Here is an 11,437-nt window from a genome sequence, read left to right on the forward strand (position 1 = left end):
GTCTCAGTGTCTCAACGTCTCTGAGGGCGCCTCGCCCCAACGTTTGCGGTACTCGACCGCAAAGCTGCCGAGGTGGTGAAAGCCCCATCGCTCCGCGACGGCGGTCACGGTGACACCGTCTGACGGAATGGCGTCGGAGAGTTCTTCGTGGACTCGTTCGAGCCGCCGTTCCCGGACGAAGGCCATCGGCGACATCCCGAGTTCGGACCGGAATCCCTGCTGGATCGAGCGCACACTCATGTGGACGGCTTGTGCGAGTGAGTTCATCGTGATCCGTTCCGCCAGATGGGCGTCGATGTAATCCATCGCGTGCTGGATGACCGTACGCCGTGGATCCTGGGTCACCGGCCGGGTGATGTCGGCGTGGTAGTTGGACGGCTGCAGGTACAGCAGGCTGCTCATGACCAGCTCCTCGACCGGGCCGATGGCACGGCCGTCCTGAATCAGGGAGCCCGCGTGGTAGACCTCCGTGTGCATCAGTTGCACCGCGGCATGCCAGCGCATCGCCGCCTCGGTGGCAAGGTCGAACTCCGGATCGAATGTCAGCGGTCGCAACAGGTTGTGACCGATCAGCCTGGTCACATGCGCGGTCATGGCCTGCTGCTCGATCCGGATCAACAGCTGCGGAGCGTCCACCCCGAATTCGATGCGCAGCGGCACACCGGGGCTGGAGACAAGTGACCGCATTGTGTTGGCCTGGAATGTCTGCGCTGGATGTCGCACCGTGGCAACGCCGTTCATCGGCATGTGTACGGCGTAGTAGTGGCCCGTTTCGGGGATGTCGATGGTGGCGGCGACGTGCAGATCCAGGTACAGCATGCTGACGTTACGCAGGCGCACCCCGTGCATGGTCGCCGCGAAGCGGTCGGTTTCGGGTGAATCGATGCTCAGATGCAGTGGTGACAGCGTGCGGCCTATCAGCCTGGCCGCCTTGGTGACGTCCTCGGTGTAGAAGATCTCGTGGTCGGCCAGCGCCGGGGGAACGCCACGGGAGCGCACCTTGCGCCGAACCGGGTCGCTGGTGCGGCGGATGTCGATGAAGCCGAGACGGGTCAGCCGGGACATCGGACCGCCGGCAACGTCCGGGCAGGGTGGGCAGGATAGGAAAGGCTAACTTGGGTGTCGGGTAACGGAATTGGCGGAAGCAAGACAAGCCTCCTGGTCGACGGTTTCGCTTCAGCGTAGCCACCTGTGCGCAATCCTGATAGCGGTTGCGCGAATCTGATAGGCAGGGTCGGCGCCGCTGGGTACGTTGGGACCATCAGCCAGGTTTCTGGCACTTCGGGCTAGCCCGGCAGGAGGTCCGCATGATCGCCAACGGTCAGGTTGCCGAAGCGATGTCCCCGGCAGATACGGTTCGCGACCGTCTTGACGATCCGCGTGTCGCCGAGGCGCTGAACACGCTGCTCGATCACGCTGATCTACTGGCGGTGCTGGTCGGCGGACTTGACGGATTGCTGCGTCGGGGAGACGACATCGCCGACAACCTGACCTCGGCGATCGGTGAGCTCAAGGGCGCCGAGACCCAGTTCCCCGGAGTGGCTGCGCTCAAGGGCGTCGACCTCAATGAACTGGCAAGCAGCCTGGCTCTGCTCACCGGCGGCCTGGTCAAGGCCACTCCGGCGATCACCACCCTGATGAACTCGTCGCTGGCCGACGAGCGCGGGGCCGATGTGTTGGCGGCGCTCGGTGAGGCCCTGGTGTCCGCTCGTTCCTCGGTGCCCGCCCCACCCCACGGACTTCGGGGAATGTGGAAGACCCTGCGCAGTGCGGCAAAGGATCCCGACGTCGGCCGCGGTGTGGTGTACCTGGTCGAAGTCGCGCGGAGTTTCGGCCGCAGGGTGTGAAATATCCTCTGACACAACTTTATTCACGACCAACCTGAGCGGACGCGGCCCGTCCGGTCATCGAGAGGAGTTCACATGGCATCGGTGCTCTGGTTCCAGGGTGGCGCGTGCAGTGGCAACACGATGTCCTTCCTCAACGCCGACGAGCCCAACGTCGTCGATTTGATCGTCGACTTCGGGCTCGATCTCATCTGGCATCCGTCGCTGGGGCTCGAACTGGGCAACAACGCCCAGAAGGTGTTCTGGGACTGCGCCAAGGGTGAACGTCCGCTGGACATCTTCGTGTTCGAGGGCACCGTGATGGAGGCTTACGACGGTCGTGCCGACATGTTCGCCGACCGGCCGATGAAGGACTGGGTCACCGACATGGCCGCCGCCGCTCAGATCGTCGTCGCGATCGGCGACTGCGCATGCTGGGGCGGCATCCCCGCGATGGAGCCCAACCCGTCGGGATCGACGGGACTGCAGTTCCACAAGCGCGAGAAGGGCGGCTTCCTCGGTCCCGACTTCCGGTCCAAGATGGGACTGCCGGTGATCAACATCCCCGGATGTCCGGCTCATCCCGATTGGATCACCCAGATCATCGTGGCGCTGGCGACCGGCCGGGCCGGGGACATCACCCTCGACGACCTGCACCGCCCGGAGACCTTCTTCAAGACCTTCACCCAGACCGGCTGCACTCGGGTGCAGTTCTTCGAATACAAGCAGTCCACGATGTCGTTCGGAGAGGGAACCCGAACAGGTTGCCTCTTCTATGAATTCGGCTGCCGGGGGCCGATGACCCACTCGCCGTGCAACCGCATCCTGTGGAACCGACAGAGCAGCAAAACCCGTGCCGGCATGCCGTGTCTGGGTTGCACCGAGCCGGAGTTCCCGCATTTTGACCTGGCTCCCGGGACGTTGTTCAAAACCCAGAAGGTCAGCGGCATGATCCCCAAGGAAGTACCCGAGGGGACCGACCATCTCACCTACATGGGACTGGCGGCAGCCGCTCGCATCGCGGCGCCGCAATGGTCAAAAGAAGACATGTTCGTGGTCTAGGGCCACCAGGCCAACAGGAAGGCGTTTCGTATGACCTCACAGCTGGACTTGTTCGTCAGCCCCCTCGGTCGGGTCGAGGGTGACCTCGATGTCCGGGTCACCATCGACGACGGAGTGGTCACCTCTGCATGGACCGAGGCGGCGATGTTCCGCGGCTTCGAGATCATCCTGCGCGGAAAGGACCCTCAGGCGGGACTGGTGGTGTGCCCGCGCATCTGCGGCATCTGTGGCGGCAGCCACCTCTACAAGTCGGCATACGCCTTGGACACCGCCTGGCGCACCCACATGCCGCACAACGCGACCCTGATCCGCAACATCTGCCAGGCCTGCGAGACGCTGCAGTCGATTCCGCGCTACTTCTATGCGCTGTTCGCGATCGACCTGACCAACAAGAACTACGCCAAATCGACTCTCTACGACGAGGCCGTGCGGCGCTTCGCGCCCTATGTGGGCACGAGTTACCAACCCGGTGTGGTGCTTTCGGGGAAACCCGTCGAGGTGTACGCCATCTTCGGCGGGCAGTGGCCGCACTCTAGTTTCATGGTGCCCGGTGGGGTGATGTGCGCACCGACGCTGTCGGACGTCACCCGGGCCATCTCGATACTGGAGCATTGGAACGACAACTGGCTCGAGGGCAAGTGGCTTGGCTGTTCGGTGGACCGCTGGCTGGAGAACAAGACCTGGAACGATGTGCTTGCCTGGGTCGACGAGAACGAGGCCCAGTACAACAGCGACTGCGGCTTTTTCATCCGCTACTGCCTCGATGTCGGCCTGGACAAGTACGGGCAGGGGGTGGGCAACTATCTGGCCACCGGCACCTACTTCGACCCGTCGCGGTATGAGAACCCGACGATCGACGGCCGCAACGCGGCGTTGATCGGGCGCTCCGGGGTATACGCCGACGGTCGGTACTTCGAGTTCGACCAGGCCAATGTCCGCGAGGACGTCACCCACTCGTTCTATGAGGGTGACCGCCCTCTGCACCCCTTCGACGGTGAGACGATTCCGATCGACCCGGAGCTGGGGCGAAAGCAGGGCAAGTACAGCTGGGCGAAGTCACCGCGTTACGCGGTCGGTGATCTCGGCAACATTCCGCTGGAGGCGGGACCGCTGGCTCGGCGAATGGCCGCCGCAGGCCCCAATCCCGCTGCGCACCAGGACAACGATCCGCTGTTCGGCGACATCCACAACACCATCGGTCCGTCGGTGATGGTGCGTCAGCTCGCCCGGATGCACGAGGCGCCCAAGTACTACAAGTGGGCCCGCCAGTGGCTGGATGACCTGGAGCTGAAAGAGAGCTTCTACACCAAGCCCACCGAGTACGCGGAGGGCAAGGGGTTCGGCTCCACCGAGGCCGCGCGGGGTTCGCTGTCGGACTGGATCGTGATCGAGGACTCCAAGATCAAGAACTATCAGGTGGTCACGCCCACGGCGTGGAACATCGGTCCCCGGGACGGCTCGGAGGTGCTGGGCCCGATCGAGCAGGCACTGGTCGGGTCGCCGATTGTCGACGCCGACGATCCTGTCGAGCTCGGCCATGTTGCCCGCAGTTTTGATTCGTGTCTGGTGTGCACGGTGCACGCCTACGACGGAAAAACCGGCCGGGAACTGAGCAAGTTCGTCATCAACGGGATGGTGTGAGCTGCCGTCGACTGGCGCTGACCCCGCAGCATGCAACCCGGCGGCACCCCTCGAGCCGCCGGGTTGCAGCCTGCTGGTGATCGGTTGCGGCAACCTGCTCCGGGGTGACGACGGGGTGGGGCCGGTGCTGGTCCGTCATCTCTGGGAGCGTGGTGTGCCCGACGGCGCCAAGCTCGTCGACGGTGGCACCGCCGGCATGGACGTGGCATTCCAGATGCGCGGCGCGGGCCGCGTGGTCATCGTCGACGCCGCCGCCACCGGGTCAGCCCCCGGCACGGTGTTCCGAGTGCCCGGTGAGGAACTCGCCCAGCTGCCACCACTGCAGGGGCTGCACACCCATTCGTTCCGTTGGGACCACGCAATCGCGTTCGCACGATGGGCACTGGCCGAGGATTGTCCGACCGACATCACGGTGTTCCTGATCGAAGCATCCGGCGTCGAGCTGGGCGCTGACCTGTCCGCGCCCGCGACCGCGGCGATGGAGCAGGTCATCAGCATCATCGAGCGGGACTACCTGCGGCCGCTGCGTCCCGCGAGCCGTAGCGAGGTCACGGTGGAGTTCACCGCCGACGGCTATCTGCGGCTCAGCGCCGAGGTCGCGGGCGCCCGGTTCCCCTCAGACGCGGTGGCGGCGGTGGTGCGGGACGACGTGTTCTGGCTGATCCCACTTCGCGGCCCACGCAGCGGTGGCCTGCTGCTCAAACAGCGGAACCCGGCCGGCGACCGATCTGTATTGATCCACGAGCTACTTAGGGAGCCCTTACTTCCGGGTGTCTTTCGGGCATTCTGGGACGATGAACAAGCAGCACTGCGCATCCCCCTCCCACGAACCCGGGCGCCGGACGGCGGGGAGCCCAGGTGATCCTCGTGTGTGAATGCCAGTCATCGTTTCCGGAGGGGCGGCCACCTACCACGGTTCGCGCCCGCAGTTCCGCCGCCGACGGCCGCGCGGTCGAGACCGTCGTCGTACACGAGCGCGGGCACTGGGCCGTCGACATCATCGTGGTCTTCGATGACGGTGTCGTACGCAAACGGATCAACACCCATCGCACGCGCAGGCGTGCGGAGTTGGCGGCCGGCCTGATCAAACGCGCCGCCGAGCGCGACTTGAGAGGACCGCTACCGGGATGAGACTTATGGGAGGGCCGTGACCGACACCGTGGTCGACGCGAACAACAGCACTGTCGCCGACGGCCTCGTCGTGCGGCCGCAGCCGCTGGGCGTCTTCGGCCTTCCCCTGGGATATCTGCTCATTCCCGCCGGACCCGACACCGAACCGGTACGCCAGGCGTTGCTGGCCGGAACCCTGCCCGCGCACTGGCCGCCGCGGCTGGCTGCTCTGCAGTGTGCCCAGGCCGGTGATCGTGACGGTGCGCTGGCTGCGCTCGATCGCCTTGCCGGCCAGGATCCCATCAGTCGTTTCAATCGATTTGTGCTCGACCCGGATGCCGTCGAGGACCTGCCGGGGCTTCGTGCAGCCCTTGGTGAATGGGGCGTGCTCGTCGACGTCGTGCGCTATGCACTGGGACGCACCGACGACGCCCCGGCTGCCGGTGACAGCGACGGCGAACTAGCGGCCGCCGTGCTCGCGGTTGCAGCGTCGGCGGCCCTCGCCGGTGACGATGCCCCGCGTGCACTGCAACTCCTCGACATGGCCGTCGACGCGGCGGCACCGCTGTCCCGCGTGTTGGCCGGTGTGCTTGTCGGAGCTGCGGCCGGTGTCTGCGTGGACATCGGTGATCCGTCCGCGCTGGCCCGCCTTGAACGTGCCCTCAAACTCCTCGAGGACGCCGACGCGTTGCGGGTGCCCCGCGCAGAACTGCACCTGTGTGCGGCAGGCGTCCTGCACGAACGGGCCGCCGGACATCCCGAGCTGCTGGCCGCTTCGATCCCGCACTACCACTCGGCACTACAACTGATCCGCCGTGAGGACGCGCCGCTGCTCTGGGCGTCCGGTCATGCCGACCTCGCCACCGCCTATCTGACGATGCCGATGGTGGAGGCGTCCAGTCAACTACGGCTAGGCATCGCCGCGCAGTCACTGCGCCAGGCCCTCACGGTGTACACCCGCGAGGACCACCCGCGGCGCTGGGCCAGCGTGCAGCTGAACCTGGCGAACTCGTTGGTGTACAGCCCGTCCAAGCACCACCAGGAGAACATGCTCGAGGCGGCGGAGATCTACGAAGCAGTGCTGGGCGCCCGCGACCGGGACGGTGATCCGCTCGGCCGCGCGCGGGTGCTCGCCAACCAGGGCAACGTCCTCGCACATCTGGGGATGTTCGACCAGGCCAAGGCCAAGCTGTACGAGGCGCGGTTTCTGTTCGAGGAACTCGGCGACGCCGACTCGGTCCGCACTGTGCGCGGCGTCCTCGACGAAGTGGCGCGGGAAACGACGTTGGCACGCGAGGAGGAGCCGTGACCGATCTACGCGACGCAGCGGCATCGGAATTGGAGGCGCTGGCCACCCGTGTCGACGCCGCCGTCGCCGCGCTGGGCGATCTTGAGCCGACCGCGAAAGCAGCGGCCGAAGAGCTCAAGGCGGCGCTCGAGGACATCCACAGGGCCGGTCTGGTGACCATCGTGCAACGGATGCGCGCCGATGACGGGGCGCGTCCACTGTTGTTCGACCTCGTCGACGATCCGGTGGTGCGGATGCTGCTCACGCTGCACGGCATTATCCGGCCCGACTCGATGACCCTGGCGGGGCGCGCGTTGGAAGCCGTCCGTCCACAGCTTCACAGTCACGGTGGTGACGTGAACCTGGTACGCATCGAGGATGGTGTCGCCCTGGTTCGCCTCGAGGGCGCCTGCAACGGTTGCTCGATGTCCTCGGTCACCCTGCGCGAGTTGGTCGAAAAGGCGCTACTGCAAGGTGTTCCCTCGATCTCTGCTGTCGAGGTGCTTCCCGGCGAACCGAGCCCGACGGTGATCTCCGTGGAGGCGGTGCTCACGGGGCGAGGCGGTGTGGACGTCGAGGCCGAGGGCTGGGTGCGCGTCGGCCCGGCGGAGGCGGTGTCACCCGGCGAATTGACCGGCCACCACTTGGTCGGGGTCACCGGGACGCAGGCCGACGTGATCGTGGTCAACCTCGATCAGAGATTCGCCGCCTATCGCAACGAGTGCGCACACGAGGCCCTCCCGTTGGACAACGCTGTCATCGACGCCGCCGCCGGTACCTTGACCTGCCCTTGGCACGGATTCTGTTACGACGCAGTGTCGGGGGAGTGCTTGTCGGCACCCGGTGCGCAGCTCGAACAACTGCCGTTGCGTGTCGACGACGGGGACATCTGGGTCCGAGTCAGCGAATGAGCCGCTACACGGTGCGGCACACCGTCGACGGCAGGCCGGCCGGAGCCGCCGCGGTTGCTGTGTTGGGGGACTCTCACAGCGGCGGGTGGGCGCCACATGTCTGGCTGGGCGCGCCGGCGCCGGGAGGACTCGCCCTTCCGCCCGCCAATCCCAGCATGGCGTGGATGTACTCCCCGCGCGGCGTGTTCGTCGATGACCGCCACGTTGTTGTCGCCGACTCGGGCAATCATCGAGTGCTGATCTGGCACGGGGTGGCGGGCTGCGACGAGCAGCCCGCCGATGTCGTGCTCGGACAACCCGACGCCTGCACGGAGGGTCGCGCTGCCGGTGGCCGCGGTCCTGAGCGCGGCATGAACCTGCCCACCGGCGTCGGGGTGATCGACGGCCGGCTGGTCGTGGCCGACGCCTGGCATCACCGGATCCTGATCTGGAACGAGGTGCCGCAACGTTCCGATGTCGCACCCGATGTGGTCCTCGGCCAACCCGATCCCGGGTCGGTCGAACCGAACGCGGGTGGACCGTGCTCGGCGTCGACCTTCTACTGGCCGTTCGGATTCGCGCTCCTCGGTGGCAGGTTCTGGGTTGCTGATACCGGCAACCGGCGAGTTCTCGGCTGGACCAACGGTATTCCCCGACCTGGACAGCCGGCGGACATTGTGCTCGGTCAACCCGACGGGAGCGCCCGGGAGGAGAATCGCGGCGGCGCTGCGGGTCCGGCGAGCTTCCGTTGGCCGCACGCGATCGCCGGGACCTCTGAGTTGCTGTTGGTGGCCGACGCGGGGGATCACCGGATTCTCGGCTGGTCACCGTCGCCCGACACCGATTGCCCTGCCAACATCGTTCTGGGACAGCACGACTTCACCTCGGCCGACGAGTGGCCGTACGGGCCCCACACCGGCGACCGGTTCCGCTTCCCCTACGGTGTGGCACTCGACTGCGGTCGGCTGGCCATTGCCGACACCGCCAACAATCGCATCCTGATGTGGGACGGACTTCCGGCCGAGCAGATCGGCGGGCGGCCCGCCGATCACGTGCTGGCCCAGCCCGATTTCGGATCCAACGGCGAGAACCGATGGGCTTCGGTGGGACGCGACACCCTCTGCTGGCCGTACGGGTTGAGCCTGCACGGTGACGTGTTGGCGGTGGCGGACTCGGGCAACAACCGGGTCATACTGTGGCGGCGTTCGTGAGACCGCGCATCGTGCAGACCGATGACCAGATCGGGTTCTTCTGGGTGACCCCGGCCGGCGTGCCCACCACGCTGCGGGCGCTTGTGGACGGTGATGACGAGCCCCACCGATTGGCCGTGACACACCTGTCCGCGCTCGACGACGCCCTCATCGATGCGGCCGGACGGTTCGGTGAGCTGCTGGGTGGTGGTCGGCGACCGAACGCCCGGGACCGCGAGGATCTTGCGGCGCTCTACCGCAGCCTGGATCGGCTGTGCCTGGACTATGCGAACGCCATCGAGGAGATCGGCCTGACACCGGACGCGCGGTCCGGCAAGATCATCGGCACTGCCGCGTTGATGTCGATACTGGCCCGCCAGCCTTTGGGTCTGCTCGGACCGGCGCCGCTGGACGGCGAACTGGACCAGCCCACCCTGGGGGTCGTCGGCGGCTTCGGCGAGATGGTGCCGGTTGATCCCGCCAGGCCATGGAAAGGGGGTCGCTGGGTGGTGCGTACCGACGCAGGCAGTCGGCTGCCGCTGACCTTGGAGATGCTGTTGTTCGACAGTTCGGGGGTGAACAAGGACGCTGCCCGTGAGGAGCACCGCCAGGCCATGCAGACAGTGATCGCCGCAGCGCAGCACCCCGATGCCGATCAGTTCGACGTCGCGTGCGCGCTCGACTGGCTGCTCTACGACTGGCTCATGGCGCACCGCGAAAACCCCGACAGCGCCGAGATCGTCTTCCCCAAGGGGCACGAGAGCGCTGCGCAGGTCATGGTGGCGGCCGCCGCGGCATCGGTGACTGTGCGGGCCACCTTTGATCCTGCGCTGGCACAGTAACCGTCAGGGGGTGGCGGTCAGCGTGACGTTGTACAAGTTGATCGCCACGTCGTCGGGCAGGATGTCGACGAACGTCGGGCCCTCGCGCAGTGCGCCGCCGGTGGCGACGATGTTTCCCGGAAATGTTGCTGCACAGGGGAAGTTGCTGCATCGCAGCCAGTAACCCGGTGCGCTCTGATAGGGATGCATGCTCGGCGATTGGTCGACGCGGTAGCGTCCGGGCGGGATGAAGGTCGTCGCCCAGCCCTCGCGCGGTTGGGTGCTGACGCCGAACACGCCGTTGCTTCCGTAGCTCACCGGTGCCGCCCCGGCCGGTGCGGCCAGGATGCATGCTGACGCCAACGCGCCCGCAGCGGCCAGTGCCGAGACCATCCTGTTCATACCCAGAAGCGTAGAGGTGTCGTCATGGTCCTTGGTCGTGTTCGGGCAGTAGGTATCGGTGGGGGTGGTGGTAGTTGTTGATTCTGCTTTGTCCGGTGTGGTGGTGGGTGCCATTCGGTGTGGCCTTGGGGGTTTTCTGGTGGTGGTCCAGCCGGTGTTTTCGATGAGGCGGTTGTCGGGTCCGCAGGCCAGGGTGAGGTCGTTGATGTTGGTTTGGCCGTTGTTCTTCCAGTCTGCGGCGGCGTGGTGGACGTGGCTGTGGTAGCCGGGGGGCGGCGGTGCAGCCGGGTCGGGTGCAGCCGCGGTCACGGGCCAGTAGTGCGATCCATTGTGGCGGTGTGGCGCAGCGTTTGGCCCGGCCGAGGTGCAGGACTTCGTTGGTGTGGTCATCGAACACCGCCAAATAGTGGTGTGCGCCGCGGGCGGCCATCCGGATCAGGTCCGGGATGGGTAGTTAGGTGCCGCCGGCGATGACTGCCAGCCCGGCCCCGGTGTGGAGTTCGGCCAGTGTGGTGGTCGCGATCACTGTGACCGGTAGGCCGTGACGGGTGCCGAGCTGGCCTGAGGTCAGGGCGGCGCGGCCGACGGCTTTGAACGCGTCGTGGTTGCGCTGGGCCTGGGTGCGGGTATCGCTGCACCCACGCTGATCACCGCCCTCGTGGTCGGGGTGGCACATGCCGGGGGCGGCTTGGGTGGCCAGGATCGCTTCCCAGTAGGCGCCGGTCTCGGCGTCGAGGCGCCCGCGGATCGACCTGGTCCCGTCGCGTTGCTGTTTGCCCAGGGTGATCCCGCGGTGGTGGGCTTGTTCGGACTCGCTGGGTTCGGGGCCGTCCTGGTCGATCATCATCAACAGTTCTGCGGCGGCGGTGGCCTCCCACACCGGAGCCAGCACCTCACCGGTCAGCCCGCGCCGCGGGCCCAGGTGTTTGGCTTCGCGCAGCCGGCGTCGGGCGTCTTTGCCCGAGACCCGCAATGCGGTGCTCAGCACTTTCGTCCACGAGGATTCGCCCAGCCGGTGCGGCTCGGTTTCGTTGACCAGCCGGTTCAGCAGCCGATACTCCACCACCGGCAAAGCCCAGGCCAGGGCGGTCAGCTCCGAGAGCAGCCCGACCAGCTCACGATGAGACAAACCCCCGGCGGCATCCTGGAGGACCGCAAGCTGCGACCTGATCACCTCGACCGCGCCGGACACCTCACCCATACATCG

The 11,437-nt window shown here is 66.5% G+C and carries 11 protein-coding genes and 1 pseudogene; 9 read left to right on the forward strand and 3 right to left on the reverse strand.

The genetic code is table 11. The annotated features are described in order from the left end of the window. Window positions 1-3: 3 nt before the first annotated feature. A complete protein-coding gene (locus BEMPMBAN_RS23685; protein ID WP_159233707.1) occupies window positions 4-1,065 on the reverse strand; it encodes an AraC family transcriptional regulator in 1,062 nt (353 codons plus the stop codon). A 242-nt stretch (window positions 1,066-1,307) separates the two neighbouring features. On the opposite strand from BEMPMBAN_RS23685, the gene BEMPMBAN_RS23690 reads away from it, so the two are divergent. The 9 genes from BEMPMBAN_RS23690 to BEMPMBAN_RS23730 all read left to right on the forward strand — a co-directional run bounded on the left by BEMPMBAN_RS23690 (window position 1,308) and on the right by BEMPMBAN_RS23730 (window position 9,849). Beyond that, on the forward strand, window positions 1,308-1,847 hold the full coding sequence (locus tag BEMPMBAN_RS23690; protein WP_159233708.1) for a DUF1641 domain-containing protein: 540 nt from the start codon (window positions 1,308-1,310) through the stop codon (window positions 1,845-1,847). A 75-nt stretch (window positions 1,848-1,922) separates the two neighbouring features. Then, a complete protein-coding gene (locus BEMPMBAN_RS23695; protein ID WP_159233709.1) occupies window positions 1,923-2,888 on the forward strand; it encodes an NADH-quinone oxidoreductase subunit B family protein in 966 nt (321 codons plus the stop codon). 30 nt (window positions 2,889-2,918) lie between these two features. Next, entirely contained in the window at window positions 2,919-4,529 is a 1,611-nt protein-coding gene (locus BEMPMBAN_RS23700) for a nickel-dependent hydrogenase large subunit (protein WP_159233710.1), read from the forward strand. 76 nt (window positions 4,530-4,605) lie between these two features. Beyond that, window positions 4,606-5,391, forward strand: a complete 786-nt coding sequence (locus BEMPMBAN_RS23705) for a hydrogenase maturation protease (RefSeq protein ID WP_159233711.1) — start codon at window positions 4,606-4,608, stop codon at window positions 5,389-5,391. Then, window positions 5,388-5,660, forward strand: coding sequence for a hypothetical protein (locus BEMPMBAN_RS23710; protein ID WP_425295010.1), 273 nt, complete (start codon window positions 5,388-5,390; stop codon window positions 5,658-5,660). The genes BEMPMBAN_RS23705 and BEMPMBAN_RS23710 overlap by 4 nt, the downstream gene beginning before the upstream one ends. A gap of 16 nt (window positions 5,661-5,676) precedes the next feature. Beyond that, window positions 5,677-6,948 carry a tetratricopeptide repeat protein gene (locus tag BEMPMBAN_RS23715; protein WP_234897666.1) on the forward strand — a complete coding sequence of 424 codons (1,272 nt, stop codon included), beginning with the start codon at window positions 5,677-5,679 and terminating at the stop codon, window positions 6,946-6,948. After that, window positions 6,945-7,838 carry a NifU family protein gene (locus BEMPMBAN_RS23720; RefSeq protein ID WP_159233712.1) on the forward strand — a complete coding sequence of 298 codons (894 nt, stop codon included), beginning with the start codon at window positions 6,945-6,947 and terminating at the stop codon, window positions 7,836-7,838. The genes BEMPMBAN_RS23715 and BEMPMBAN_RS23720 overlap by 4 nt, the downstream gene beginning before the upstream one ends. Next, window positions 7,835-9,028: an NHL repeat-containing protein gene (locus BEMPMBAN_RS23725; protein ID WP_200846096.1), complete on the forward strand. Its 1,194-nt coding sequence runs from the start codon at window positions 7,835-7,837 to the stop codon at window positions 9,026-9,028. Before BEMPMBAN_RS23720 ends, BEMPMBAN_RS23725 begins: the two co-directional genes overlap by 4 nt. Next, entirely contained in the window at window positions 9,025-9,849 is an 825-nt protein-coding gene (locus tag BEMPMBAN_RS23730) for a hypothetical protein (RefSeq protein ID WP_159233713.1), read from the forward strand. The genes BEMPMBAN_RS23725 and BEMPMBAN_RS23730 overlap by 4 nt, the downstream gene beginning before the upstream one ends. A 3-nt stretch (window positions 9,850-9,852) precedes the next feature. Here the strand turns inward: BEMPMBAN_RS23730 and BEMPMBAN_RS23735 are convergent, their stop codons facing one another. After that, window positions 9,853-10,230 (reverse strand): hypothetical protein, encoded by a 378-nt coding sequence (locus BEMPMBAN_RS23735; protein ID WP_200846097.1) that lies wholly within the window; start codon window positions 10,228-10,230, stop codon window positions 9,853-9,855. A gap of 22 nt (window positions 10,231-10,252) precedes the next feature. Continuing rightward, window positions 10,253-11,431, reverse strand: a pseudogene (locus tag BEMPMBAN_RS33215) (DUF222 domain-containing protein). Window positions 11,432-11,437 lie beyond the last annotated feature (6 nt).

Origin of the sequence: Mycolicibacterium austroafricanum (assembly GCF_902705885.1) — a bacterium.
In the GTDB taxonomy this organism is placed as follows: domain Bacteria; phylum Actinomycetota; class Actinomycetes; order Mycobacteriales; family Mycobacteriaceae; genus Mycobacterium; species Mycobacterium vanbaalenii_A.

Bases quoted from the DNA above. Each gene is read 5' to 3' on its own strand.
- BEMPMBAN_RS23685 (WP_159233707.1), bottom strand. From the start codon at position 1,065: ATGTCCCGGCTGACCCGTCTCGGCTTCATCGACATCCGCCGCACCAGC.
- BEMPMBAN_RS23695 (WP_159233709.1), top strand. From the start codon at position 1,923: ATGGCATCGGTGCTCTGGTTCCAGGGTGGCGCGTGCAGTGGCAACACG.
- BEMPMBAN_RS23690 (WP_159233708.1), top strand. From the start codon at position 1,308: ATGATCGCCAACGGTCAGGTTGCCGAAGCGATGTCCCCGGCAGATACG.
- BEMPMBAN_RS23735 (WP_200846097.1), bottom strand. From the start codon at position 10,230: ATGAACAGGATGGTCTCGGCACTGGCCGCTGCGGGCGCGTTGGCGTCA.
- BEMPMBAN_RS23700 (WP_159233710.1), top strand. From the start codon at position 2,919: ATGACCTCACAGCTGGACTTGTTCGTCAGCCCCCTCGGTCGGGTCGAG.
- BEMPMBAN_RS23725 (WP_200846096.1), top strand. From the start codon at position 7,835: ATGAGCCGCTACACGGTGCGGCACACCGTCGACGGCAGGCCGGCCGGA.